The organism is Streptomyces sp. HP-A2021 (genome assembly GCF_022807935.1).
GTDB classification, from domain to species: domain Bacteria; phylum Actinomycetota; class Actinomycetes; order Streptomycetales; family Streptomycetaceae; genus Streptomyces; species Streptomyces afghaniensis.
In genome coordinates, this window is the sequence record NZ_CP094344.1 from 535,527 (window position 1) to 561,695 (window position 26,169).

At 68.0% G+C, this 26,169-nt stretch carries 16 protein-coding genes and 2 pseudogenes; 9 read left to right on the plus strand and 9 right to left on the minus strand.

Going from position 1 to position 26,169, the window contains the following annotated elements; all coding sequences use genetic code 11:
- Window positions 1-53: 53 nt before the first annotated feature.
- Window positions 54-716, minus strand: a pseudogene (locus MQE23_RS02545) (transporter); the annotation flags it as partial.
- 520 nt (window positions 717-1,236) lie between these two features.
- Here MQE23_RS02545 and MQE23_RS02550 point away from each other — a divergent pair.
- Genes MQE23_RS02550 through MQE23_RS02560 form a run of 3 tightly spaced genes read left to right on the plus strand, consistent with a single transcriptional unit; the run spans window position 1,237 to window position 11,673 of the window.
- Complete coding sequence (locus tag MQE23_RS02550; RefSeq protein ID WP_243378087.1) at window positions 1,237-6,108, plus strand: NAD-glutamate dehydrogenase domain-containing protein; 4,872 nt, start codon at window positions 1,237-1,239, stop codon at window positions 6,106-6,108.
- A 16-nt stretch (window positions 6,109-6,124) separates the two neighbouring features.
- Window positions 6,125-7,495: a hypothetical protein gene (locus MQE23_RS02555; RefSeq protein ID WP_243378088.1), complete on the plus strand. Its 1,371-nt coding sequence runs from the start codon at window positions 6,125-6,127 to the stop codon at window positions 7,493-7,495.
- Window positions 7,496-7,506: 11 nt separating this feature from the next.
- Window positions 7,507-11,673 carry an AAA family ATPase gene (locus tag MQE23_RS02560; RefSeq protein WP_243378090.1) on the plus strand — a complete coding sequence of 1,389 codons (4,167 nt, stop codon included), beginning with the start codon at window positions 7,507-7,509 and terminating at the stop codon, window positions 11,671-11,673.
- Window positions 11,674-12,710: 1,037 nt separating this feature from the next.
- Here MQE23_RS02560 and MQE23_RS02565 read toward each other — a convergent pair.
- Window positions 12,711-13,175 (minus strand): MarR family winged helix-turn-helix transcriptional regulator, encoded by a 465-nt coding sequence (locus MQE23_RS02565; RefSeq protein WP_020272044.1) that lies wholly within the window; start codon window positions 13,173-13,175, stop codon window positions 12,711-12,713.
- Window positions 13,176-13,338: 163 nt separating this feature from the next.
- Window positions 13,339-14,565: an acyl-CoA dehydrogenase family protein gene (locus MQE23_RS02570; RefSeq protein ID WP_243378091.1), complete on the minus strand. Its 1,227-nt coding sequence runs from the start codon at window positions 14,563-14,565 to the stop codon at window positions 13,339-13,341.
- A gap of 63 nt (window positions 14,566-14,628) precedes the next feature.
- Between MQE23_RS02570 and MQE23_RS02575 the strand changes: the two genes are divergently transcribed.
- Entirely contained in the window at window positions 14,629-15,456 is an 828-nt protein-coding gene (locus MQE23_RS02575; RefSeq protein ID WP_020272046.1) for an NAD(P)-dependent oxidoreductase, read from the plus strand.
- A 309-nt stretch (window positions 15,457-15,765) separates the two neighbouring features.
- On the opposite strand, the gene lpdA is transcribed toward MQE23_RS02575, so the two are convergent.
- From lpdA to MQE23_RS43605, 3 genes and pseudogenes are all read right to left on the minus strand, one after another.
- Window positions 15,766-17,178: a dihydrolipoyl dehydrogenase gene (lpdA, locus tag MQE23_RS02580; protein ID WP_243378093.1), complete on the minus strand. Its 1,413-nt coding sequence runs from the start codon at window positions 17,176-17,178 to the stop codon at window positions 15,766-15,768.
- A gap of 131 nt (window positions 17,179-17,309) precedes the next feature.
- Window positions 17,310-17,582 (minus strand): hypothetical protein, encoded by a 273-nt coding sequence (locus MQE23_RS02585; protein WP_243382996.1) that lies wholly within the window; start codon window positions 17,580-17,582, stop codon window positions 17,310-17,312.
- Between the two features lie 697 nt (window positions 17,583-18,279).
- Window positions 18,280-18,477 (minus strand): annotated as a pseudogene (locus MQE23_RS43605) (hypothetical protein); the annotation flags it as partial.
- Window positions 18,478-18,524: 47 nt separating this feature from the next.
- On the opposite strand from MQE23_RS43605, the gene MQE23_RS02595 reads away from it, so the two are divergent.
- On the plus strand, window positions 18,525-19,421 hold the full coding sequence (locus tag MQE23_RS02595; RefSeq protein WP_037668645.1) for an SDR family oxidoreductase: 897 nt from the start codon (window positions 18,525-18,527) through the stop codon (window positions 19,419-19,421).
- 48 nt (window positions 19,422-19,469) lie between these two features.
- On the opposite strand, the gene MQE23_RS02600 is transcribed toward MQE23_RS02595, so the two are convergent.
- The gene (locus MQE23_RS02600) at window positions 19,470-20,111 is read right to left on the minus strand and encodes a TetR/AcrR family transcriptional regulator (RefSeq protein WP_243378094.1); all 642 of its coding nucleotides are present in this window, start codon (window positions 20,109-20,111) and stop codon (window positions 19,470-19,472) included.
- Window positions 20,112-20,364: 253 nt separating this feature from the next.
- On the opposite strand from MQE23_RS02600, the gene MQE23_RS43465 reads away from it, so the two are divergent.
- Genes MQE23_RS43465 through MQE23_RS02615 form a run of 3 tightly spaced genes read left to right on the plus strand, consistent with a single transcriptional unit; the run spans window position 20,365 to window position 23,769 of the window.
- Complete coding sequence (locus MQE23_RS43465; RefSeq protein WP_279345118.1) at window positions 20,365-21,339, plus strand: enoyl-CoA hydratase/isomerase family protein; 975 nt, start codon at window positions 20,365-20,367, stop codon at window positions 21,337-21,339.
- 7 nt (window positions 21,340-21,346) lie between these two features.
- On the plus strand, window positions 21,347-22,267 hold the full coding sequence (locus MQE23_RS02610; protein WP_037668669.1) for an alpha/beta fold hydrolase: 921 nt from the start codon (window positions 21,347-21,349) through the stop codon (window positions 22,265-22,267).
- Window positions 22,268-22,302: 35 nt separating this feature from the next.
- Window positions 22,303-23,769 carry an AMP-binding protein gene (locus MQE23_RS02615; protein WP_243378096.1) on the plus strand — a complete coding sequence of 489 codons (1,467 nt, stop codon included), beginning with the start codon at window positions 22,303-22,305 and terminating at the stop codon, window positions 23,767-23,769.
- Between the two features lie 229 nt (window positions 23,770-23,998).
- Here MQE23_RS02615 and MQE23_RS02620 read toward each other — a convergent pair whose 3' ends face one another.
- A complete protein-coding gene (locus MQE23_RS02620) occupies window positions 23,999-24,871 on the minus strand; it encodes an alpha/beta hydrolase (protein WP_243378097.1) in 873 nt (290 codons plus the stop codon).
- A gap of 66 nt (window positions 24,872-24,937) precedes the next feature.
- On the opposite strand from MQE23_RS02620, the gene MQE23_RS02625 reads away from it, so the two are divergent.
- Window positions 24,938-25,543, plus strand: coding sequence for an ABATE domain-containing protein (locus MQE23_RS02625; RefSeq protein ID WP_243378098.1), 606 nt, complete (start codon window positions 24,938-24,940; stop codon window positions 25,541-25,543).
- Between the two features lie 34 nt (window positions 25,544-25,577).
- Here the strand turns inward: MQE23_RS02625 and MQE23_RS02630 are convergent, their stop codons facing one another.
- Window positions 25,578-26,051, minus strand: a complete 474-nt coding sequence (locus MQE23_RS02630) for a helix-turn-helix domain-containing protein (protein ID WP_020271569.1) — start codon at window positions 26,049-26,051, stop codon at window positions 25,578-25,580.
- Window positions 26,052-26,169 lie beyond the last annotated feature (118 nt).

The window sequence follows — 26,169 nt, forward strand, 5'->3', positions numbered from 1 at the left end:
CGCGCGATCTCCGCGGGGCCGCTTCCCGCTTTCGTCGGCGCATGCGCACGGCCAACCTTGGCCTGCTGGGGCGGGATCAGGCAGGTGAAGTTCTGCAGCCGCTGATAGGCGGCGAACGGCTTGCGCTGGACCCGGGTACACCGTCCCCGACGCCGAGCAGCACCTCGTCGGCAGCGCCGGCCAGCTTAGCCATGCCCCCCCCGTCTGCTCCCGGGGCACTTCCAGCACGGCCGCGCGCCGACGCACCGCCTGCCCGCAGACGCATTCCGGTGACGGAGGCCACGGTCTCAAGACCAATGTGATCATTGCCGAAATACCGGTAGCGGACCAGGTGCGGCGACGCAGATCAGCCTGGGTGTGCTTCACAGGATCTGGGCTGCGGCTGGCACCCCGAGCCGCTCGCGGACCAGGACCTCGATAGCGCTCCGGTGCGCTGTGAGCCAGGCTATGTAGTAGAGGCCCTGGTTGATCATGCCAGCATCCGTACCGCGCTTGTACTCCACGACCACCGGGGCACCGTTCTCGTCGGTCCCGAGCGAGTCGATCCGTCCGCCGTCGACACAGTCGATCACGTACTCGCTCGCCAGGAACCGCACACCCAGCATCGTCTCCATGTGCGCCTCGATGAGGCTCTGCACGTCTGCCTCGACGTCAGCAAGACGCGGCGGGACCTCGGTCACGCCGCTTTTCGTGTTGAACAGCTTCACGCCCGACACCGTCCCCTCCCGATCTCTTCAGTGCCGAGGCCAAACACGCCGGGCCGCGGGACTATTTCCAGGCGTCGCCAACGCATCCTTGCCGGACACACAAATGAAAGGCTCAACGGGCTTCGGCCGCCACCTCGTGACGCAGGCTGGCAGTTTGCATCATCCTCAGGGCCACGCCAACGCTCGTGGCCTGGGCGGGCGGCTTCTGGGCGACGCGGGGGCGGGCGGCGGCTCCGCGGATGCGCGATGGACCGGATGGCCGAAGAATGGATGGTAGTGAGCACCCGAACGGGGCTCCTGATGGCCTCCGGCTTCGTGCCAAAGAAGGACCGGGCCGCGAGGGAAAGAGAGACGGGGCAGCGAGGAAGTCGGCGTCGGGATGTCTTACACAGAGTCTCGAGTAGCGGATGGGTCACCGCTGCTCTGAAGACGCGTAGCCATCGGCGCCATCTTCCGACGATGACAGTAGTTGGCAGGATGCGTAGGCATCAGCACTGCGGCGGCCGCGTGCCGCCAGCCGGCAGGGGGTATGCAGACGAAGCTGGACGAAGCCAAGGCCGAGCTGCTCGAGAGGGCCGCCCGGGTAGCTGAGAACAGCCCCGTCGGGGGGTACCTACCGACTGGGACGACGGACGAGAGCACCCCCGGCACCCCGGACCACACCGTGCTCGCGTTCCTCCAGCGCTACTACCTGCACACCGCCCCGGAGGACCTCACCGACCGCGACCCGGTCGACATCTTCGGAGCCACCTTCTCCCACTACCGGCTGGCCGAGAACCGTCCCCAGGGCACGGCGAATATTCGGGTCCACACCCCGACCGTGGAAGAGAACGGGTGGACCTGCAGCCACTCCGTGGTGGAGATCGTCACCGACGACATGCGGTTTCTCGTCGACTCCGTCATGAACGAGCTGTCGCGGCAGGGGCGCGGTATCCACCTCGTGATCCACCCAGACCTCATCGTCCGCCGTGATCTCACCGGCAAACTGATCGAAGTCCTGCTGACCCCGCCAACGGGTGACCTCCCGTACGACATATACATCGAGTCCTGGATCCACGTCGAGATCGACCGGGAAACCGACCGCGCCGACCTCAAGCAGATCACCGCCGACCTGCTGCGCGTGCTCTCCGACGTCCACAAAGCCGTCGAGGACTGGAAGAAAATGCGCGACGCAGCGATCCGCCTCGGCGATAGCCTGGAGAGCGAGCCGGTCGCCATAGGTCCAGCCCGGGCAGAGGTCGAGGAGGCCCGTGAGCTGCTGCGCTGGCTGGCCGACGACCACTTCACCTTCCTCGGCTACCGCGAGTACCAGCTGCGCAAGGACGACTCGCTGGCCGCCGTGCCCGGCACCGGTCTGGGCATCCTGCGCTCCGACCCGCACCACGCCGGGGACGACAGCCACCCCGTCAGCCCGTCCATCGAACGGCTTCCGGCTGACGCGCGCGCCAAGGCGCGCGAGCACAAGCTCCTCATCCTGACCAAGGCCAACAGCCGGGCGACCGTGCACCGGCCGTCGTACCTCGACTACGTCGGCGTGAAGAAGTTCGACGCGAACGGCGAGGTCATCGGCGAGCGCCGCTTCCTGGGCCTGTTCTCCTCCGCCGCCTACACCGAGTCCGTTCGCAGGGTGCCCGTCATCCGACGCAAGGTAGACGAGGTGCTCCAGGGCGCCGGCTTCTCGCCCAACAGCCACGACGGGCACGACCTCCTCCAGATCCTCGAGACCTACCCGCGCGACGAGCTCTTCCAGACCCCCGTCCCCGAGCTCCAGCGCATCGCCACCTCCGTCCTCTACCTCCAAGAGCGCCGCCGCCTACGGCTCTACCTGCGCCAGGACGAGTACGGCCGCTACTACTCCGCCCTCGTCTACCTCCCGCGCGACCGCTACACCACCGCCGTGCGCCTGCGGATCATCGACATCCTCAAGGAGGAGCTCGACGGCACCAGCGTCGACTTCACCGCCTGGAACACCGAGTCGATCCTCTCCCGCCTGCACCTCGTCGTCCGCGTCCCCCGGGGCACCGAGCTGCCGCAGCTGTCCGACGCCGACAAGGAGCGCATCGAGGCCCGCCTGGTCGAGGCCGCCCGCTCCTGGGCCGACGGCTTCGCCGACGCGCTCTACGCCGAAGTCGACTGGGACCACGTCGCCGAGCTGCTGCGCCGATACTCGGGCGCCTTCCCCGAGGGCTACAAGGCCGACCACAGCCCGCGCGCCGCGGTCGCCGACCTCCTCCACCTGGAACAGCTCACCGAGGACACCAACTTCTCGCTGAGCCTGTACGAGCCGGTGGGCGCCGCCCCCGAGGAGCGCCGCTTCAAGATCTACCGCACGGGCGACGCCATCTCCCTGTCGGCGGTGCTGCCGGTCCTCAACCGGCTCGGCGTCGAGGTCATCGACGAGCGGCCGTACGAGCTGCGCTGCTCGGACCGGGGCGTGGCCTGGATCTACGACTTCGGCCTGCGCATGCCCCGCTCCGGCAGCGGCGGGGACTACCTCGGCGACGACGCCCGCGAGCGGTTCCAGGACGCCTTCGCCGCCACCTGGACCGGCAAGGCGGAGAACGACGGCTTCAACGCCCTGGTGCTGAGCGCCGGGCTGACCTGGCGGCAGGCGATGGTGCTGCGGGCGTACGCGAAGTACCTGCGGCAGGCGGGCTCCACCTTCTCGCAGGATTACATGGAGGACACCCTCCGCAACAACGTCCACACCACCCGTCTCCTCGTCTCTCTGTTCGAGGCGCGGATGTCGCCGGACCGCCAGCGGGCCAGACACGAGATCGTCGACGCGCTCCTCGAAGAGGTCGACGCGGCGCTCGATCTGATCTCGACACTCGACCAGGGCCGGATCCTCCGTCTGTTCTTGACATTGATCAGCGCTACAGTGAGGACGAACTTCTTCCAGGCCACAGCACTTGGCCAGCCTCATGAGTACGTGTCCATGAAGTTCGACCCGCAGGCCATCCCCGACCTGCCCGCGCCGCGCCCGGCGTCCGAGATCTGGGTCTACTCGCCACGTGTCGAGGGCGTGCACCTCACGTTCGGGGACGCGTCACGCGGAGTTGTGCGCTGGTCCCACCGCCGTGAGGACTTCCGTCGCGAGATCACGGGGCTCGCAGCGATGCAGACGCTTCGCAACGGCGGTGTGGTGACCAGCTCCGCCGTGGGCAGCTTCGTCGGGAAGAGGCTCCCCGACCCCGTCACCGCACGTCAGACCTGGCTCGATGAGGGATTGGCCTGCTACGAGTTGTTCCTGTCCGGGGTGCTGGACATCACCGACAACGTCGTCTCCGGCAAAGTCGTGCCCCCAGCCGATGTCGTCAGGCACGACTGGGACGCTCCCTACCTGTGGCTTTCACCCGATCCCGACATGCCCGGTTACGAGGAGGCATGCAGGCGGACTGACCGGCTCCTGAGGTCGTATGGATTCTGGTTGTCTGATGCCTTCGGCGGTTGCGGAGCGCAGGTCAGCGCGGTCACCGCGCGCGGTGCCTGGGAAGCCGTCGTGGAGCGTCTGGACGAAGCCGGCCAGTGGGCGCGGAGCCGAGGCTTCACTGCGGTCGGAGTCGGCCGGGCTGCAGGTGATCTCCTCGCGGACCTCCTGCGAAGGGCGGAAGGCATCCGGCTGGTGGCTGCCTTCGACGATCGTCACATTCTGCTGGATCCGGATCCGGACCAGGCCGTGGCCCATGCGGAGCGTCTGCGCATGTTCGAGGAGGGACATGACAGCTGGGCCTCCTATGCCCCCTCGGCGATATCCCCGGGTGGTGGTGTCCACTCCATGCAGGTTCACCAGATCGTCGTCACCCCCCAGGTACGGCATGCCCTGGGCCTCGCGGCATCGGAGCGTGAACTCAGCCCTGCTGACATGGTGAGAGCCATCATTGCGGCACCCGTTGACGTGCTCGCGCTGGGCGGCAACACAGTGGGAATCAAGTCCATGGACGAAGAGCCACCGACCGCCATCGGCGAGCGGCATCCCATCTGGGTGGGCAGCGAAACACTGCGTGCGGCCTGCCTCGTTGAGCTACAGGCAGGAGCCGTCACCCAGGCCGCCCGCTGTGAGTACGCGCTGCGTGGCGGCTTGGTGGCGCTCGACATGGCAGATCTCGCTGCCGCGCAATTCGTCGACGACCACCGGGCCATTCTCAGCACAGGCGCCCACTCCGGTTCCGGCCCCCCGGACTGGCATGGGGGCAGCACGGTCGCCGCGAGCATGCTGACTCGCATCGGCGACGACGCCGTTGCCCGCTGCAGAGAGCTGCACGCATTGATCGCGCTGGACGCACGGACCGGTCATGCCGGAATGAACGAGCACCTGCGGGCATTTTCCGGTCTGTCCCGGAAGGGAGCGCTGGAGGAATGGGGGCGGGTTCGGGTTCCCCCTGAACGGCGAGTGGCCGCCGGCGCCGGCCTGACCCGGCCGGAACTTGCCGCGCTCATTCTCGACTCTCATGCCGCGCTGAGAGACCAAGTCCTCAAGTCCGCCTTGGTCCCACCTGACTGGGCGGAGGAACTCCTGCATCGCTACTTCTCCGCTCTTCCCCCGGAAATGAGGGCGGAGACCGCGGAGCACCATCCGTTGCGGGCACGCATCGCCGCATCCGAAGCAGCATGGGAACTCCTCAATGCCCTCGGCCCATCCCGGCCCTTCAGCCTCGCCCGATCCGGCGATGGCGGACTCGCCTCCCTCATCCGGTCCTTCCTCGCGTGTCGCGGCGCATGGCGTGCCTGCGCCACGATCGAGGAGACCACCGCTATGAGTCACCCCGCCGCTATGGCATCGGGGCTCGCCCGCCGGGAGGCTCTCAGCGGCTCGCTGCTGTGGCTGCTCGCCGGTTCCGAAGATGCGCCCCTCACACCACCGCGCATACCGGAAGTGTCCTTGCCGCCGCCCGAAATGCTGGATCAGAACATGGTGCTCCCGCGGGTCGACGACCTGGTCGAGATGGGTGTCCCTACACATCTGGCCACGAACGCAGGCATGCTGTCCGTTCTCGGACCCCAGCTCGACGGGACCGCCGCAGCGGTTGTTTCCGGTGAGGAGATGACGGACGCCGTGGCCCGCTTCACCTCGCTCGCCCTGCACTACGACGTCGTCGGCGCGGGGTCCACAGCCCTTGCCGCCATCCGTAGTGGCACCAATGACTCAGCGCACCATGTCTCGCTGCTCGGCCAGGTGCGCGCCTGCCTGAACGCAGTGGCGACGATCAACGGCCCCAGGCCGCCGGACACGGACCGAATGGAGGCGATCGACGCTCTGATCCGCCTGCCCGTGCCGCGGACGGACGTCCCCATCGTTCACACCCTGCGCCGCCTGCATCGGGACCTGAGGCGAGCACGGACTCGTGCGCTGGCCGACCACACCCTCGCGGGCCGCGCGACATCCCAACCTCGAGGCTGACCGAAGGAGCCGTCCGATGACCCCGACCAGCCGCACGACGACGCGTCCTCCAGGCTCACACGATGCCGTCATCGTCGTACCAGGAATCATGGGCAGCGAACTCGTGGACGTCACCACGGGCAAGACGCTCTGGGGACTTGCGGACGCGAACTGGTACGTGTCCGCCTGGATGACGGGGCAGGGGCTCCGAAACCTGCGAGTGACCGACCCGGAGACGGAGCGGCGCCGGGTGCGCGCCACACGGCTCCTGCGTTTTCCGGCCTTCATGCCCGTACTGACGGGAATGGAGCCCTACACCCGCCTCATGGAACGGATTGCTCAAGTGGTGCGGCATCCGGCGGCGCTTCGTCCCTTCCCCTACGACTGGCGCCTCCCTGTCGCTCACAACGCCGCCCTGCTGGCCAGAGCGATCGAAGCGCACCTGACGGCCTGGCGATGGCGTGCCGAATCGCGCGGGCCGGGCGGGAGCCGTGCCCGCGTCGTCCTCGTCACACACTCGATGGGCGGACTGCTGGTGCAGGAAATGGCCCAAGTTCCCGGTGCCTTGGACGAGGTGCGGTCCATCGTCACCCTTGGCACACCTTTTCTCGGCTCACTGGACGCAGTACGGATGCTCTCAGAAGGTGTTGGCAGCCCCTTCCCCCTGCCCCGAAGGCGGCTGCAGGCCCTCGCTCGGACCCTGCCGTCGGTCTACGAGCTGCTGCCCGCCTACCGCTGTGTGCAGGACAAAGGAGTGCTGCGCCACGTCACCGCAGGCGACCTGGGTATCGGCAGGGACAGTGTCCCACCCGACCGTGCCACGGCCCACACCCTCCCGCTGCCGGGCCACCGGTGCCTGGTGGGGCTTGGACAGCCGACCTTCCAGAGCATGAGCCTGCGCTCGGGAGACATCGAGGTCCATCACGGCATCCCGGACGAACACAGCACCGCAGGCACAAGCCTGCTGGACCACTCCGGTGATGGGACCGTGTACCGGTACTCGGCCGAGCTGCGGCAGGCTGAACGGACCTATGTGCACCAGTCCCATGGTGCGCTTGCCCGGTGCAAGGAGGCGATGGACCATGTCTGCGCGGTGATCTCGGAAGACGAACAAGGAGCACCGCTGGGCGGTGGCGAGCTGGGCCTTGAGGTGCCAGACGTCGTCCAGGCGGGCGAGCCCTTCACCATCACCGTCACCGGGTCTCAGGCAGCTGGGGCGAGCTGCTACGTCGTCGACCTGAGCACTGGCGGTGTGAAGGAGTCACCCGTGCTCCGGCACGGTGATGCGGCGGAAGAGGGGAAGCGGGCCGGAGAGTTGTTCCTCACCCAACCGGGCCTGTACCGGGTGGCCGTCGCCGGCGGCGGAGGTTCGCCCGTGACCAGGCTGCTGCTGGCTGCCGCGCCATAGGAGGATGAGCCATGAGTGCGCTGCAGTCGGCAGAGTTCGACGTCGTGTCCGTCGTCCTCACCCACTACGACAATCTCCCGGATCTGCACGGGGATTCATCGCAGGAGCCGGGGGCCGCCGAGCTGGAAGCGCAGACCGTGGCTGCCGCTTTGGCGGAGTTCGGCGGCATCCCCGTGCCGTGGCCCGTGCCGCCGAGGGAACGCAACGCGGGTGCGGTGATGCGGCGTCTGCAGCAATGGGCAAGCCCCACCCAGCCACGTAACACCGTGTTGCACTGGGTCGGGCACGGCTGGTCCAACGATCTGCGCGCTTCTATGGCGTTGCCGGAGAGCGACGCGGTCGTGGACGGCAGCGGCCTGACGCCGGAAGTACTCGCCTCGTTCATCCGCAGACGCGAGCGCAGCCCTCACGCCGGACATTCATGGGCTGTGATCCTGGTCGATGGGTGCAGGTCCGCGCGCTTCGCCGAGATCGTGCACTCCTGTCTCCTGCGGGACGATCCGCACGCCCCTGAGCGAGTCCTGTTGCTCGGTGCATCACGGGAGGGTGAGACCCGCCTCGGCGTATTCTCTCACGCGCTCGAACTCGCCCTCGAATCCTTCCGCGGCAGCAACCAGGTGCGTACGTGGGACCTCGCCGAGCAATTGGGACACCGGCTGCCGAATCCCTATGTGTTTGCGCCCTCCACGAGCGGGCTGCTGATTCGGCGCACTCCCGTTGTCACGGGCGCCAACGCGCCTTTGGACATCTACGAAGACCTCACCAGTTTCATCCGCTCGTTGACGGCCGACGAGCGCCTGCACCTCATTCCGCAGGCGAGCGGAGCAGAACACGGCGATGCGGCTTGGTACTTCGTGGGCAGGCAGGCGGAGAAGCGCCGTATCGCCGCGTGGTTGAAGAAAGAGGCGTCAGGGATGCTGGTGGTCACCGGCGAGGGCGGACAGGGCAAATCGGCGCTGCTCGGCAACATCGCCGCCCTGTCACGGCCCCGGCTGCGGCAACTCCTGGTCCGAGGCAGGTATATCGCGGAACCTGCCCCCGACGAGACACCCCCGGACTACGCCTTCCAGGGGATCGTGCACGCCACCGGTATGGATCGACGCGGCATACTGGAAAGTATCGCCAGGGCCGTCGGCTATCCCGCCGAAGCGCTCGCTGCCCTGGGGACGGACTCACTGGCGGATTCACTCGCCGCTTCCCTGACCGACCGGAGCAGACCCTTCACCTTTCTGGTGGACGCCCTGGACGAGGCGGCCGATCCATGCGCTGTGGCCGACGTGCTGCGCCGGTTGTCGGCGCTTCCACGATGTGCCGTGGTGGTGGGCACCCGGCCGCTCCAACGCCAGCACGCTCGAGGTGCTGTCTCCAGCAACCTCCTGGAAGCGCTGGCTCCGGAGGGCCTGCCCGACGAACGGCTGATCGTACTCAACCCTGATCCTGAGGCCGTGCACCAGTACGTACAGCTGCGCCTGCGGAAGGCACGCGGACTCGAACTCCCCGAGCCAGCGATCCATCAGGCAGCCGACGCGATCGCCGCACAGGAGCCGGCCTTCCTCGCGGCCCGACTCACCGTTCACGAACTCATCTCGAGGACCGAAGGGCACAGTGCCAGCGTCCTGCCCCACCTCCTCACAGAAGTGGCCGCCACCGGCCTGCAGGACGACGCCCTATTCAACGCGGCCATGCGACGCGTCATGGGCACGTCTCAAGCCGCCCGGCCGCTCCTGCTCGCCTTGGCTCTTAGCGAGGGGCGCGGTATGCCACGGTCAGGAGACGTATGGGCCTCGACAGCGAGCGGAATATCGGGGGGCCCGGGCGTGACCGAGCAGGACATCGACACCCTGCTCCGTATCGCAGCCCCCTACGTCCTGATCGACGAGGAGGACGAACAAGCCGTCTACCGGCTCTCCCATGAGGTCTTCCGCAGTCTGATGATCACCCAGTGCCTGGGCGGCGAGACCGACGCCGCGGTGTCCGCACACCACACCGAAATGGCCCGTAGTCTGGCCTCCGCCGCGCGGCAGAGGATGATCGATCCTGATCGCCGCCCTGCGGACCGCCTGCCACCACCCTATGTCCGGAAATATCTGGCCGCCCACGCCGCGCACGGCGCGGTGCTGGAGGACATCCTCCTGCACGATCCCGGCCTCGTGCTGGCTCTGGACCACGCCTCGCTCGCCGAGCACGCGGCCAGCCTCGACCCGGAGTCGGCTCAGGCGCTCGTCCTGGCGCTGGAAGCCCGGGGGACGGCCGCCCCGCATGACGGGGAGCCGTCGTATCGCCCCGTACTCGCGGCCATGCGGCTGTGGGCGCGGCGCACCGGTGCGCACCGTCTGGCGGAAGCGTGCGCGGCTGCTCTGCCGGAATCCGGCTGGGCCTTGGAGCACGCCCTGTGGAGCGGCATACGCTCACGTGAGCTGCGTGGGCATACCGCCAGCGTGCGCGCTGTCGGCACCGGCGCCTTGGGCGGTCGGCATGTCATCGTTTCCGCGGCTGACGACAACACCGTGCGGGTGTGGAGCGGTGACGACGTTGCGGTGTTCAGTGCACAACGGCCGACGTCCGTCGCCGTGACCCGCACCGAGGGGGAAGAGACGGTCACCGCATTGTGCGACGGGACTCTGCGTAGCTGGAACAAGGCCGGTGACGAGCGGGCCACGGCAGCTTTGCATCCTGAACGCGTCACTGCCTTCACCGTGGCGCCGGACGACGCGGACCTGTTGTACGGCACTGCGGCAGCCCTGGAGATCCGGCGGACGCACGCGCCGGGGCGAGTTGGCTGGCATCACGACACAGTGCTGGCACTCTCGTCGGCCGGAGGGCCGGGCTCGGGGATGGTGCTCTCCGGTTCCGCTGACCACAGCGCACGGCTATGGGACCTGAACGAAGGCGCCCTGCGGGCTCTGCTGACGGGTCATACGGCGAGCGTCCTGGCCGTCGCTCTAGGCACCGCCGCAGGGCGCACGCTAGCCGCCACAGCAGGGGCGGACCTCAAGGTGATCGTCTGGGACATCGAAACCGGCAGGGCGCGACACGCCCACCCCTTGACGAGTGGCCCGGCACGGTCCCTGGTCTTCGGACGGGTCGAGGACCGAGACGTGCTGATCGCGGGATGTGAGGACAGCCGGGTGCGCATCTGGAATGCCGCCGATGGCACGGACCCGGCGGTCCTGTGCGGACACACAGGACCGGTGGGTGCCGTGGCAGTCAGCGCGATGGGCAGGGGAATCCAGTGTGTCAGCGGGAGCGCTGACGGCACGATCCGCCTCTGGGACCTCTACTCCGTGCGTCCGGAGCACAGGTCTGGGCTTTCCGGTTCCGTCCGAACCCTGTGCTGGACGGCGGATCCGGCCGGGAACCCGCGGTTGCTCGCAGCAGACAGCGAAGCAGAACTGTGGATCTGCGAGCCCGGGACTGCAGCGGCCCCCCTCCTGGCCGGACGCCACCATTGCGCGGTACGCGCCGCATGGTCTTACGGTCCCTCGGGTTCCTCGAACATCCTGATCCACGGGGAAGACGACGAACTGTGGCTGTGGGACATCTCTTCGGACAAACACTCACCCGTACCTCAGATGGGCCAGGCCCGGCTTGCCGCAGCAACCGTTGGCGGCCCTGACGACACCACTTTGGTGACAGCGGACACCGAGGGCTGGGTCCGCCTCCGCAACCTCCTTACCGGGAGGGACGACAGCTGGCAGCACATGCCGGTCCCCTGCCGTCTCATCGCATATCAGGCGGGGCTCATCATCGCCCACCACGACGACGATTCTCTTGCCGGCTGGCGCCCGGAGGCGACTGAGCCGGAGTGGACAGTGGCCCTGCCCGGCCGGCGCCCACGGTGCATGACGGTCGGCGACTGGAGCGAGCGGCCGGTGGTGGCGCTAGGGCATGACGACGGCGAGGTCCGGCTGTTCGACGTCAAAGACGGCGTGCTCGTGGACCAGCGCCTGCTGCACGCCAGTCCGGTGACGGTGCTGGCCACCGTCACCGGGTACGGGGAACCAGCCGTTGCGGCTGGCGCCGAGGACGGCCGAGTCTCCCTGTGGTACCCGAGCGGTCGGTGGACGATTCTCATGGGCCACGCGGAACCTGTGTACAGCCTCGCTGTCGGCCCGGACCGACACCTGGCGACGGGAGGCGCTTGCGGGGCCATCACGCTGTGGCATCACACGGTCTAGTGCCGCGTCAGGCAACGTTTGTCCTGGCGATGTCCTTGCGCAGGCACCCGAACGGTTACGTGTCCGAACCTGAACTTGGCAACACCCGGCACCCCTGGGAGGCCCGCAACGGCAACCTGAACCGGCCCTGTCACTACCACCGCGGTCTCCAGCGCGTCTTCTACACACGTCGTGCGTGGCAGTGCAGCCGAGGCCGGTGATCCAGTGCAGCACCGCTCGGGCGTCAGCGACGCGACCATCCGGAACAGCAACTGCTTCGGTCGATAGCATCCCCGAGTTTGTTGCTGCCGAGGTCCTGCGAGTCGGGAGCTCCTAGAGCTCGCCGAGCTGGTGCCCGAGCTCGAACCCATCGCCGCGACGCTGGTGTCCGCAGGGTCGCAGTGACGAGAAGCGACTGACGGGACGAGGAGTCCGCCGTCTGGTACGGCGAGTCCCCCGCCCAGCGTGCGCATCCGCGATGGACCATCCGACCATCGACTTCCTGGGTGCATCCCGATCGCATGCGCTCCCTGGCAGATCCCAGGGCCGCCCGGCGAACCCCGACTCCGCACGTGACAGAACCCCCAGCTGACGCACGCCAGCGGGGGTTCTGCATCGCCTGTTCTGTCACACGCGAGTCACGAACACCATCGACGCACCCGAACCACAAGGACCCCGTCTACGCAAACGGCATCGTTTCGGACCACGTGGACGTCACAAGACGGTTCCGACTACTTGTGCCATGTGGTGCCCACCCCAGGCGGGCAGCCATCCACATCTGTCACCCCAGCCGACTACCGCTCCGGACACGAACTCGATGGAACAACCAAGATCCGGACCATACGCGGGCCAGACGAGCCGCAAGTGTCGCCCGTTACATAATCGCCGCAGCTCAAGGGCTCGCGCGCGCCGTACCACCAGCAGACGAAGAATCTGCCGGCAATCCAGTGCCAGGTCGACGCCGCCAACGGACTCGTCGCGCTCAGGGCCGCCCCGGCAAGCCGACTTCGCCAGAACCGGGGCATAGCGCCATACCCCGGGGCGATCCGCTGGAGCCGTTAAGCCCGTTTCCCACCGTTCTGCTCCCGGACGGTGTCGAACAGGGAGGTCAGAGCGGGACTTCCCGCGAGACTGTCCAGCAGGACGTGAAGCGACTGTCGTTCCGTGGTGCCCAGGTCTGCGAGGATTTCGCCGTCGAGATCGACGAGTGTGCGGTTGAGGCGCGCCAGGACCTTCCGCCCTTCGGCGGTGATGTCCACGGCGTAGCGGCGACGATCCTGCGGATCTCGTGTCCGCTCCGCGTATCCGGCGCGCTCCAGGTCGTCGAGACTCGTCACCATCGTCGCGGGGTCGATGCGCAGGAACGAGCCAAGTGCCAGTTGCGGCATGGCACCGTTGTCCGCCAAAGCCTGCAGGACGCTGTAATGCCGCACTCGCAGGCCGGTCCCGCCGATGCCGTCCTCGGCGATTCTGAACGCCACCTGTCCGAGTTTGACCAGCAGGCAGATGGTGTGCTCAGCCACTGTCCCCGGTACCAGCGGAGCCTCGGACATCGTTTATCCCGCCCATGGTTAGTCGTACGTATGGTCCTGTCCATCGTACGAGAAAGCCCGAGGCGCCAGGACCGCTGCGGGCCGGCGGGATTCCCCACCGTCCGCCGGCTTACGGCCGGTGCGTCCTGGGTGGTCAGCCGACGATGGCCCGACCGAAGATCTGCCGGGCTACGACCCACTTCTGGATCTCGTTGGTGCCCTCATAGATCTCGCCGATCTTGCTGTCCCGGTAGATCGCCTCGACGGGGCCGGGGCTGCCGTCGGCACCCAGTTCGCGCGCGAAGCCGAGGCCTCCGAAGGCCTGGACGGCGTCGCGCGCCATGTCCACCGACAGCTTGGTGGCGTAGTACTTCGCCATCGCGGCCTCGGGCTCCGGGGACGGGTTGCCCGCGTCCAGGCGCAGGGCGGCCTTCGTGTAGAGGGTGCGGGCGTTCTCGATCTCGGTGGCCCGTTCGGCGAGCAGGAACTGCCAGTGCTGGTTGGCGGCCACCGGCTTGCCGAAGGCGTGTCGCGTCGACAGGTGGGCCACGGTGTGGTCGAAGGCGGCCTGCGCCATCCCGACCCCGGCAGCCGCGATGCCGATCCGGCCGTAGGTCAGAGTGGACAGCGCATGGCGCAGTCCGTGTCCCTCGGCGCCACCGAGGAGGTCGTCGTCGGTCAGGTGCACATCCGTGAAGCGGATGTCCGCGGTGAGCTGGCCGCGGTTGCCCATCTTGCGGTCGGGAAGGCCGACTTCCACTCCGGGAAGTGCCGTGTCGACGATGAACATGCTCAGCCGGGTGCCGGTGCGGGCGAGAACCACCACGAACCCGGCGACGGGCGAGTTGGAGATCCACCGCTTGTGGCCGTTCAGCACCCAGCCGGCCTCGGTGCGTATCGCCTCGGTCTGAACCGCCTGCGGGGACAGGTCACTTGAGGCGTTCGGCTCGGTGGTGGCGAACGCGCCGACCACTGAGCCCTCCGCGACCTTTCGCAGCCATCGCTGCTGCTGCTCCTCGGTGCCCTGCCGCAGGGCGTTGCCCGCCAGGATGCAGTGCACATCGAAGACGGCCGCGACGCTGCTGGAGTAGTAGGCCAGTTCCTCGATGGCCGCGGCGGTGGCGGTCGCCGGGTGGGTCAGGCCGTCGCCGCCGACCTCGCCGGGGAAGGGGATCCGGAAGACCCCCGCCGACGCAAGCCCGTCAAACACATGCCGGGGGAAGCCGTCCGTGCGCTCGTCGCCCCCCGCGATCGCCACGGCGTGCGGAGCCACTTCGTGCTCTGCGATCCGGCGCACGGCAGCGCGAACGGACTGTGTCTCTTCGGGAGCGAGGAGCTCGTGGTAGAGCCGGTCGATCTGGCGTGTGGGAGTGGAAGTCATACGGGGAAGATACCATTAGCACCACGTACCATTAGCTCGGCAATCTATTTTGGAGGTTCGACCATGACACAGACGCTGGCCGACAAGACCATCCTGATGTCGGGAGGCAGCCGCGGCATCGGACTCGCCATCGCTCTGCGCGCGGCCCGCGACGGTGCGAACGTGGTGATGCTCGCCAAGACCGCCGTGCCGCATCCGAAGCTCGAAGGCACGGTCCACACCGCTGTTGACGAGATTGAGCGCGCGGGCGGCAAGGGGCTGGCCGTCGTCGGTGACGTCCGAAACGAGGTCGATGTGCGCACCGCTGTCAACGCGGCGGTCAGTGCCTTCGGTGGCATCGACATCGTGGTGAACAACGCCAGCGCGATCGACCTGTCGTCGTCGGAGCAGCTGGAGATGAAGCGGTACGACCTGATGCAGGACATCAACACGCGTGGCACGTTCCTGCTGAGCAAGGCCGCTATCCCGCACCTGCGCGAGGCGGAGAATCCGCATGTCCTCACGCTCTCCCCGCCGTTGAACCTCGCGCCGTACTGGGTGGGGAAGCATCTCGGTTACACGCTGTCGAAGTACGGCATGAGTCTGTGCACCATCGGGCTCGCGGAGGAGCTCGCCGCCGACGGTATCGCCGCCAACTCGTTGTGGCCGCGAACCCTGATCGACACAGCTGCTGTACGCAATGTGGTCGGTGGCGCCGGGCAGGCCCGCAGCCCACAGATCATGGCCGACGCCGCGTACGCCGTCGTCACGCGTGACGCACGGAAGTGCACCGGCAATCTGTTCATCGACGACGAGGTCCTGTCGGACGAGGGCGTCACCGACCTGTCCGTCTACAGCCCTGCCGGCTTCGAGGGTGATCTCGCGCTCGACATATTCGTCGATCCGGCCTGATCCCGCACTGCTCAGCACATTAACGCGAGGGCGTTCTCGATGCCCTTCTCTAGGACCTCAACGGCGAGCTTCGAGTCGAAGGCGGCGCGGGACAGTTGCAGCGACCTCCTCGAGTCCCGGGCGGCCGGGCGGCAGAGTGCCGTACCTCGCCGCCTGCGTGCGTAGCTCCTCCGCGACGACGTTGGCGACGAGGTCGTCCTTCGATGCCACAGGATCCTCTGACGCCACGGAACTGCCTCGCGCACAGGTCGGTAACGCGGCAGACCACCCAGCCCATACTCACGTCGCATTTCGAGAGGGCAGCGCCTGCTACATGTTGATCATGTGGCCCGCGAGGCCGTGGACGGCTTCCTTGACCGCCTCGCCGAGGGTGGGGTGGGCGTGGACGTTGCGGGCGACCTCATGGACGGTGAGGTCCCACTGCTGGGCCAGCGTCAGTTCGGGGAGCAGCTCGGTGACGTCCGGGCCGATGAGGTGAGCGCCGATGAGCTCGCCGTACTTGGCGTCACTGATGAGCTTCACGAAGCCGGTCGCATCACCCAGGCCATGAGCCTTGGCGTTCGCCGTGAACGGGAACTGGGCCACCTGGACGTCGAAACCCTGCTCCCTCGCCTGTGCCTCGGTGTAGCCGAAGCTGGCGATCTGCGGCTGGCAGAAGGTGGTGCGCGGGATCATGACGTAGTCCAGCTCCATGGTCTCCGCGCCTGAGAGCGTCTCAGCGGCGACCACTCCCATCGCCTCAGCGGCGTGCGCGAGCATGAGCTTCGCGGTGACGTCACCGATGGCGTAGATGTGCGGAACGGACGTACGGCAGCGCTCGTCCACATCGATGGCGCCGCGCTCCGTGAGCTTGACGCCGGTGTTCTCCAGGCCGTACCCGGTCACGTTCGGGGCGAAGCCGATCGCTTGGAGGACCTTGTCCGCCTCCAGGACCTGGCGGGCACCGTCCTTTCCGGTGACCGTGACGCGGACCTGCTGCCCGGACTCATCGATCGACTCGACACGGGTCGAGGTGAGTACGTCGATGCCCAACTTTCGGTACTGCTTGGCGAGTACGGCGGAAACCTCGGCGTCCTCGAGGGGAGCGACGCGGTCCAGGAACTCCACGATCGTGACGTGCACACCGTAGTTGTGCAGGATGTACGCGAACTCGATGCCGATGGCGCCGGCACCCGCGATGACGATCGACTGCGGGAGGTCCTCCGCGAGGATCTGCTCCTCGTACGTCACCACGCGCGCGCTGCGCTTGGTGCCGGGGAGCAGCTTCGGGGTGGCGCCCGTGGCGATGATGCAGTGGTCGAAGCCTATGGTGCGGGAGTTGCCGTCGTGGTCGGCGACCAGAAGCGTGTGCGGGTCGAGGAACGTACCGCGGCCACCGACTTCCGTGATCTTGTTCTTCTTCATCAGGTAGTGGACGCCCTTGACCCGGCCGTCCGCGACCTTCCGACTACGGCGGAATGCCTCCCCGTAGTCGAAGGAGACCTCACCGTCGACCTTGATGCCGAAGGTCTTCGCCTCGCGCGTGAAGACGTGCGCCAGTTCGGCGTTGCGCAGCAGGGCCTTGGTGGGGATGCAGCCCACGTTCAGGCAGACGCCGCCCCAGTACCTCTCCTCGACGACCGCTACACGCTTGCCCAGTTGGGCGGCCCTGATGGCGGCCACGTACCCGCCTGGGCCCGCGCCGAGTACGACGACGTCGAAGTGCTCACCCTGCTCGTCCATGGACCTTTCCTTTCCACTGGGACGGTCGACTCCACGTCGGTGGCCGACTCGCTCCCGATCGCACAACCTGTTCATCGACTCAGTCGCTGTGGTTCAACGCCCCGATGCCGTGATCCATGCCCGCGCAGCGATCACCGACGGGCCAACGCCCCGTCGACTTCGTGTACTCCCGCCTCGGCGGCACCGAGCCTGAGCGTGTCGAGCCCGAAGGCCGCGACCGGACCGTGTACACCGGGCTTGAGGACGGCATCCGGCGCCGCCGCATGGACGGCGCCCCACGCCAGGAGGGAGCCCGTCATCTCGTAGGGATCGGGTCCGGTGAGGGCCGTCGTGGCCAGGGGACGACCGTGGCCGTCGCGGGCGACCGCGATCACCAGGGAAACGGCCGTCGGTGTCCGGCTCACGATGTGCTCCCGGGAGCCGCCCGGACCACCGCGTCAGAGCAGCCCGCACCTTGGCCGACCTCAGCAAGGGCGCCTGGAGCATGGCGGCGATCTGTACCGGACGCGTCCACCGCCCGAGCCAGCCCATCCCCACCTCGACGCTCTCCAACTGAGGGAAGACCTCAGGCAGGCCGAGATGCTCCGTGTCCGGGACGGTCATGGCCGGGCGTCGCACACCGGCGGAGCGGAAGGTGAGGACACGCTCGGCGGCCCGCTCGTCGACCAGTCGGGATGAGGCTCCAGGGCGTGGGGTGCGGTAGGCGAACCCGTCCTCGGCCGCCGCGGCGACCAGCGTCTGGCGCGTGCCACCCGTGGTCAGGTCCCAGGAGTCGCGCAGGGTGCTCCGGTACTGCAGCTCACTCCCGCGCCCCGAACGGGTGATGAAGTAGCCGATCTCGACATGGCATGCGCGCTCGCCCGCCTGTTCCAGGGCCAGGGCGCCGGCGAGATTGCCGGGAACGTAGTCGTAGCCGAACGCGGGCACGAGAGTCGCTCCCCGGGCAGCCGCGACGGAGTCCAGCTCAAGGAGGACCCGGCGGGCGAAGGGGCCCTCCCCCGTGGAGTCGAAGTAGCGCGCTCCCGCCCGCGCGGCGGCCGTGACCGTGGCCATGTCCACCAGCCGGCGCAACCTGTCGGTCAATGTGTTGCGCGCGATCCCCAGTGACACCTGGAACGCGTCGAACCGCCGGATCCCGTAGAACGCCTCACGCAGCACCAACGGCGTCCACCAGTCCCCGAGCAAGTCCATGGTGCGCGCGATCGAACAGGGCCAGTGCGCAAAGGATGTCCGCCTCATGACAGTCAGCATAGGTTCGTCCAGTCGTGAGACCCAGCAGGTGGAGCGGGGACAGTTCATACACGCGACATCTTGCGCTCAATAAATAACGAAGTTATGTTGCCGCCATGAAACGTGACTTGCTGGGCAGAAAGCTGGTTGTCACCGGAGCGGCGCGCGGCATCGGCGAGAAGGTGGCCCGCCTGGCCATCGCCCGAGGCGCTCAGGTGACCTTGATCGGACTGGAGCCCGATCGGCTCCGTGACCTCGCCCGCGATCTGGGCCCCGCCGCTTCCTGGCGTGAGGCCGATGTGCGCGACGGCACCGTCCTGCGGTCAGCGATCGATGAGGCCGCGGGGGTCATGGGCGGCATCGATCTCGTCGTCGCCAATGCAGGCGTCGTGGCGTACGGGACCGTGCGACAGACGGACGAGGCGTCGTTCGAGCGGGTCCTGGACATCAATCTGAACGGTGTCTTCCGGACCCTCAAGTACGTGACGCCCCATCTGGAGCGCAGCCGGGGACACGTGCTGGTCGTGGCGTCCGCGCTGTCCTTCATGCCGCTGGCGGCGATGGCCTCCTATGGCGCCAGCAAGGCCGCGGCCGAGCTGCTCGCCCTGACCTATCGCCAGGAGGTGGCGCACCTCGGCGTCACGGTCGGCCTGGTGCACCCCTCCTGGATCGACACGGATCTCGTCCGGGGCGCCGAGGTGGACCTCCCCTCGTTCCAGGGCCTGCGCAACCGGCTTCCCTACCCGGGCAATGTCACCACGAGTGCCGACCGGGCGGCTGCCGCGATCGTCGACGGGCTCGTGCGCCGCCGCAGCCGCGTGTACGTCCCGCGCGCGGTCGTCGTGGCCAACTGGGCCAAGGCAGCGCTGAATTCGCCACTGGCCTGGCCATGGGCGAGGCGCTTCGCGGCCCGTGCCGTTCCGTCCCTCGAACGGGAGGTCGCGGCGCTGGGGAGGCATGACCAGCTCACGCCGGGCACCGGTACCTCTGCCGCGGAGACCAAGTCGCCCTAGCCGCACACGGGTGGTCCCGCACGGGACAGCGACCTGCCTTACCGACTTTCACCGACCTTGAACGATCGAGTCGTAAAGGCGCGCGCCCGCCTCGTGCGAGGCTTCGGCCCGTTCCCGCTCGCCGCCCAGACCGACAGCGAAGTTCACGCCCATCGGCAGCATCACCTGCACCACGGGGTCCTCGAACTCGCCGAAGTGCTCGGCCAGCTCAAGGGTGACGTACCCGTGGACCAGACTCCACAACTGGGCGGCTATGACTTCAGGTTCCTGCCGCTCGGCCCTGCCCGAGTCCACGAGCCGTTGACATGCCGCGGTGATATGGGCGTGGGCATCCCGGAAGGCCGGCGAATGTCCGCTGAAGCGAAGGTCCGCGTCCGACAGCGGCCGGTACGTCGCACGAGTGGACAGGCCGAACATCAGGTCGTACAGGTGAGGGTTCTCGTGGGCCACTCGGCGGCAGGTCAAAGCCATGGCGAAGAGATCCGCGATCGGATCATCCGTCACCGGCACCTGGGCGAACGCCGCGCCGAGCTCCCTGAAGCCGTGGTCGGCCACGGCGCGCATCAGTTCGGGGATCCCTCCGAAGTGGCCGTAGACGACCATCGTCGACAGCCCGCTCGCGGACGCCACCGTACGCGCCTTGATGGCCGACGGCCCCTGTTCGGCCAGCAGGCCGACAGCAGCTCGCACAAGCCGCTCCGGTGCGTCATCGAGCCTCGGCCGCCCTGCCATGCCTCTCGCGCCTCCACCATTGACACTCTTGAAATAACTTGGTTATCTAACTCGTCACGGCAATAGTACACATCTCGAGTGACGTGCCGTTTCGGACACGGGCGCGCCTCCCCGGACGGGCTTTCACGCACTGTCCCAGATTCCTGGCGCCGGCAGGCCCTCCCTCACTCGCTTTGCACTCCCCCATGAACTCAGCACGGGAGCAGAATCCATGCCATACAAAGACAAGGGTCATCTGGAGATCGAGGACCGCGGAGCCGTCCTTGTCGTCCGGGTCGACGGCGGCCCGCACCAGTTGTTCGGCCTCGATATCGCCCATCAGCTGGACAAGCTGGTGAACCGGGTCGACCGCGATCCGAGCATCCGTGCCGTCGTCTTCACCGGGGCACATCCCGAGCGGTTCGTCAGCCATGCCGCGGTCCGGTGGCTGCAGGAAGAGGGAGCCGCGAGCCCGACGGTCGGCCGACGCGGTGCCGCCGCCGTCGTACGCATGGCCAAGCACGTGGACCGGTCCCGTCTCCTCGGGCCCGTGATGCGCAGGACCCCGATGCGCGGGGCCCTCCAGCTGGAGCGTCTGCATACGACCTTCCTCCGGATGAACGCCAGCGGTGTCCTCTTCGTCGCCGCCCTCAACGGTTCGGCTCTCGGCCTCGGCGCCGAGTTCGCCTGGGCCTGCGATCTTCGGGTCATGGCCGACGGGGACTTCTTCATCGGCCAGCCCGAAATCCTCCTCGGCATCATCCCGGGCGGAGGCGGCACCCAGCGGCTGACCCGCCTGATCGGCACCCATCGGTCCCTGGCCGCGATCCTCGAAGGCAAGCCGTTCACGCCCGCGGAGGCGCTCGCCAACGGGGCGGTCGACAAGGTCGTACCCCAGGACAAGGTCGTCGCGCAGGCGGTCGAACTCGCGGAGCACTTCGGTCGGCGGTCGAAGGGGTCGGTCGCGGCCGCCAAGAGGTCGGTGTACTTCGGCGGCTCGATGCCCCTGGAGGACGGACTCCACGTCGAACGCGCCGAGTTCTTCACCAGGGTCATGTCGAAGGACGGCCAGGAACTGATGCTCGACTACATGGAGACGACGGACGCCACCGGCGAGCTCCCGCTCTACAACCCGGACACCTACGCCCAGGCGCTCCCCTCGGGCAGCGTGCCCGGGCACCGCTCGACGAAGACGACGCGGCGGTGAGCCGACGATGACCACTGCGCACTCCTTCACCCGCCACGACATCACCTTCCCCTCCGGCGACAGCACCTGTGCCGGATGGCTCTACCTCCCGACCGGCGTCACCTCCCCGCCCGTCGTCATCCTCGGGCACGGCCTCGGCGCCACCCGCGAGATGCGCCTGGACGCCTTCGCCGAGCGTTTCGCTCAGGCCGGCATCGCCGCCGTGGCCTTCACCTACCGGCACTTCGGCGACAGCGGCGGCCACCCGCGCCAGCTCCTGTCGATCAAGCGTCAACTCGCCGACTGGGACGCCGCCATCGCCTACGTCAAGGCCCGCCCTGACGTCGACCGCTCCCGCATCGCGGTGTGGGGCAGCTCCTTCGGCGGAGGCCACGCCATCACCGTCGCCTCTCGGCATCCCGAACTGCGCGCGGCCGTGTCCCAGTGCCCGTTCACCGATGGTCTCGCCTCCGCGCTCGCGCTCGGCCCGGTCGCCTCGCTCAGGATGACCCCCGTGCTCGCTCGGGACATGGCGGCCAGAGTGCGCGGCAAGGCACCCGCGATGGTTCCCATCGCCTCCGCCCCCGGTTCGCCGGCCCTCATGAACGCTCCGGACGCCCTGCCCGGATATCAGGCGCTGCAACCGGCGGGGACGACGTTCCGCAACGAGGTGGCGGCACGGGTCATTCCGACCATCGCCACCTACCGGCCCGGGCGTGCGGCGAAGAAGGTCGCCATGCCGATCCTCTTCTGCGTCAGCAACACCGACTCCGTCACGCCTCCCGCCCAGACCCTCCGGTACGCGCGCACCGCACCCCGGGGAGAGATCAAGAGGTACGACGCCGGCCACTTCGACTTCTACACCGGCGAGACCTTCGAGGCCCTGGTCCGCGACCAGATCGAGTTCCTCACCCGGCAGTTGCACCCCGCGCCGGCATCGACTCCTTGACCGGATGGCACAACACCGAGACAGGTACGCCCGCCATGAACTTCGCTTCACTGCCCGACCGTCGCGCCGCTCTCGACCCCGATGGGGCAGCGGTCTCGGACGGGCGCCAGTCACTCACCAACGCTCAGTTGCTGGACCGGGTCCGTGCGGCAGCGCGTCAGCTCCAGGACCTCGGCATCGGTCCCGGCGATGTCGTGGCCCTCAAGCTGACGAACCGCATCGAGTTCGTGCTGCTGTTGTTCGCCGCCTGGCGGATCGGCGCCACCATCACGCCGGTCAACCCGAGCATGACCGACGTCGAGGTGGACCGACAGGTCAAGGACTCCGGTGCGCGTCTGCTGGTGGTCGAAGACCGCGCGGCGCCCGTCACGGACGGTACTGCCGTACTCGCCGTCGGCGCACTGTACAAGGAAGGGACGAGTTCGGATCACGCACCGCATGTGGACTCGTCCGCGCTGGCTCTTCTCATCTACACCAGCGGCACCACCGGGACGCCCAAGGGCGTGATGCTGGACCACGCCAACATCGACGCCATGACGGAAATGGGCCGCCGGTCCCTGGACATCGGGCCCGCCGACCGGTGTCTGCTGATCCTGCCGCTCTTCCACGTCAACGGCATCGTGGTCAGCGTTCTCACGCCTCTTCTCGCGGGGGCGAGCGTCGTCATCGCGGGCCGCCGGTTCGACCCACACAGCTTCTTCGACCTCGTCGAGCAGGAGCGCCCCACCTTCTTCAGCGCCGTGCCGACGATCTACGGCATGCTCGCTGCGCTCCCGGACGACGTGCGGCCCGACACATCGTCGCTGAGGTTCGGAGTCTGTGGCGCCGCACCTGCCTCCGCCGAGTTGCTGAACCGGTTCGAAGCCCGGTACGGGTTCCCTCTTGTCGAGGGGTACGGCCTGTCCGAAGGAACCTGCGGGTCCACCATCAACCCCGTCGCGGGCCCGCGACGTGCCGGCACCGTGGGACTTCCCTTCCCCGGCCAGGAGATTCGGATCGTCGACGCCGAAGGTACCGAGGTGGGGCCGGGCACGGACGGTGAGGTCCTCGTGAAGGGCCCCAACGTCATGCGTGGCTATCTCGGCCGCCCTGAGGAAACGGCCAGAGTCATCGTCGACGGCTGGTTGCACACGGGCGATGTGGGTCACCTCGACGCCGAGGGCTATCTGACCCTGGTCGGGCGCTCGAAGGACATGATCATCCGTGGTGGGGAGAACATCTACCCCAAGGAAATCGAGGACGTCCTCACAAGCGACCCGTCGGTGCTCGAAGCCGCCGTGATCGGCGTACCCGACGAGAAGTGGGGAGAGGTGGTCGTGGCCTACATACAGCCGCGACCAGGCGTGACCGTCGATCTGACGGCGCTGCGGGAGCTCTGTGCGCGCAGCCTCACCGGCTTCAAGCGTCCGACCGGGTTCTTCGTGGTAGAGGCCATAGCGAAGAACGCGGTCGGGAAGATCGACAAAGTCTCCTTGCGCGCTGCCCACGTCGCGGCTTCCTGAGATTCACCGCGCGCCGCGCCTGGATGCCCGGGCAGCGCACATCCGACAGCGCGGCCGCGGGGGACGCTTCGGCGGGGGTCCCGGTCTCGGCCAGGATCTGACTGAGTGGCGGCCCAACCGGAAGCGGCTGGGCCGCCCCTCGGTTCGGGAGGCTGCTCGGACGACTTGCCCCGGCCGGCCAGTGAGACTGTGGACCCGCAGGGGCGCCGCTCTCGTCACGGTGGCAGGGTCACCGACTCGCCTCGTCGGCCAGGAACGACCGCAAATGGCCCAGCAGCGCCTCCGGTTGCTCTTCCGGGATGAAGTGGCCGCACTCCGGGATTTCTGCTCCGGTGACGTCGTCCGCGTAGGCGCGCCAGATCTCCAGCGTCGGCAGGCGGGAGGGCAGCCCTGCGGAACCCCAGAGCGCCAGTACCGGCATGGTGAGGCGGCGGCCCTCGGCGGCGTCGATGTCGTCGAGGGCGACGTCCTGCTCCATGGCGCGGTAGTCGTCGAAACTCGCGCGCATGGCACCCGGGCGGGAGAAGGCTCGGACATATCCGTCGACCGCTTCGGGTGTCAGCCCGTGCCGGTTATCGGTCCACCGCTCGAAGAAGTACTCGAGATACCCGCGTATGTCGTGCCCCACGAGGCGCTCGGGAAGATCAGGCTGCATCTGGAACAGCCAGTGCCAGTACCCGGAGGCGAGCGAGGCGTCCAGCCGGCGGAACATCTCCCGGGTCGGCACGATGTCGAGCACAGCCAGCCGCTCCACCTGCTCGGGTCGGTCCAGCGCCCAGCGGTGCCCCACGCGGGCGCCCCGGTCGTGACCCACGACGGCGGTCGTCTCGAAGCCGAGTGCTTCGACGAGGCCCGCCATGTCGGCGGCCATCCGCCGCTTGTCGTATCCGGTCGAGGGCTTGTCGCTCAGGCCGTAGCCACGCAGGTCGGGTGCCACCACGGTGTGGTCGGCGGCAAGATCCGCCAGCACCGGCTGCCAGCAGTCGGAGGTCTGCGGCCAGCCGTGGAGCAGGACGAGCAGAGGACCGGATCCCGCTCGGAGGTAGTGCAGGCGGACCCCGTCCACCTGCGTCACGCCTGTGGTCACAGTGGGCTGTCCCATGGATGCGCCTCCCCCGGCACGAACTAACCCTCTTAGGGGGTTAAACCTAACGTGCAGAATGAAGGCGTGGCAACGGACGACACGTGGATCTGGGACGGCGGGCGGGTCTGTCTGGACTTCACCAACACCCTCCGCCACCGGTGGCGACTCATGCCGGGGGAGACGCTCCGGAACCCGGGCGATCTGACCCTCTGGCTTCAGCGGGCCGGACTGCTCGCACCGGGCATCCCGGATCCCGTGGATGCCGCCGTCCTGGCATCGGGCCGACGGCTGCGCGAGGCGGTCGACCGGGCCGTACTCGCGGTCTCCGACGGCCGACTGCCCTCCTCCAGCGACGTCGTGCTGCTCAACGAATCGGCAGCACAGGCGCCCCGGCCGGCGCCGCAAATCGCCATCAAAGACGGCCACTTGGAGCCCGCCGGCACCACGACCATGGCACCTGATCCCGCGACCGCCCTGGCACTGATCGCGCAGGACGCTGTAGACCTGCTCCTGTCGACCGAGATCCGGCGCGTACGCGTGTGCGGCGCGGACACGTGCGCCCTGCGCTTCCTGGACCGCTCCCCCGCCCACAACCGCCGCTGGTGCTCGATGTCCCGCTGCGGCAACCGCACCAAAGTCCGCCTCCACCAGGCCCGAGCCAGACGGAGTGAGCACACCCCGGCGGACTGAGCCCACCCGGACTCCTGCCGCCACCGCGCTCAGCTCACTCAGCGGCCTTCATACGGAAAGCGGGGCCGGGGACACTCTCGATGTCCTCCGCCTGCACGGCATGACCTCGTTCGCAGCGGATCTGGGCATCGACGTGCGCACCGCATCCGCGGTGTCGCGTCAGCATGGCCGGACCCTCCGGGTCGGCGCGGTATCGGTCACCCCATTGCAGGAGCCCCATCACGGCCGGGACCAGGTCCATGCCCTTGGGTGTGATCACATACTTCGGCCGACGCCGCGAGCCCGGCTCCTTGTAGGTCTCGGTGACCAGGATCCCTTCCTCCACGAGCATCCGGAGTCGCGCCGCGAGGAGGTTGCGAGGACAGCCGAGGACACGTTCGAAGTCGCCGAAGCGGGACGAGCCGTACCAGACCTCGCGCAGGATCAGGATCGTCCACTTCTCACCCACGACCTCGAGGGTCCGGGCGATCGAGCAGTTCGACATGTCCCGGTCGAGTCGGGTGTCCATGCCGGCGTCCTGAAGAGCTTCGGTCCTCGCATCCATAGGGGTGATTCTAACCTCACCTAAGTTTACTTTTCTATACTCAGCAAGTAGCGTCATGACCAGCACGCAGGCGACCGAGAAG

Excerpts from the sequence above, each read along its gene's own strand:
- MQE23_RS02550 (WP_243378087.1), top strand. The coding sequence starts at position 1,237 with ATGCAGACGAAGCTGGACGAAGCCAAGGCCGAGCTGCTCGAGAGGGCC.
- MQE23_RS02555 (WP_243378088.1), top strand. The coding sequence starts at position 6,125 with ATGACCCCGACCAGCCGCACGACGACGCGTCCTCCAGGCTCACACGAT.
- MQE23_RS02560 (WP_243378090.1), top strand. The coding sequence starts at position 7,507 with ATGAGTGCGCTGCAGTCGGCAGAGTTCGACGTCGTGTCCGTCGTCCTC.
- MQE23_RS02570 (WP_243378091.1), bottom strand. The coding sequence starts at position 14,565 with ATGACTTCCACTCCCACACGCCAGATCGACCGGCTCTACCACGAGCTC.
- MQE23_RS02575 (WP_020272046.1), top strand. The coding sequence starts at position 14,629 with ATGACACAGACGCTGGCCGACAAGACCATCCTGATGTCGGGAGGCAGC.
- lpdA (WP_243378093.1), bottom strand. The coding sequence starts at position 17,178 with ATGGACGAGCAGGGTGAGCACTTCGACGTCGTCGTACTCGGCGCGGGC.
- MQE23_RS02595 (WP_037668645.1), top strand. The coding sequence starts at position 18,525 with ATGAAACGTGACTTGCTGGGCAGAAAGCTGGTTGTCACCGGAGCGGCG.
- MQE23_RS43465 (WP_279345118.1), top strand. The coding sequence starts at position 20,365 with ATGCCATACAAAGACAAGGGTCATCTGGAGATCGAGGACCGCGGAGCC.
- MQE23_RS02610 (WP_037668669.1), top strand. The coding sequence starts at position 21,347 with ATGACCACTGCGCACTCCTTCACCCGCCACGACATCACCTTCCCCTCC.
- MQE23_RS02615 (WP_243378096.1), top strand. The coding sequence starts at position 22,303 with ATGAACTTCGCTTCACTGCCCGACCGTCGCGCCGCTCTCGACCCCGAT.
- MQE23_RS02620 (WP_243378097.1), bottom strand. The coding sequence starts at position 24,871 with ATGGGACAGCCCACTGTGACCACAGGCGTGACGCAGGTGGACGGGGTC.
- MQE23_RS02630 (WP_020271569.1), bottom strand. The coding sequence starts at position 26,051 with ATGGACACCCGACTCGACCGGGACATGTCGAACTGCTCGATCGCCCGG.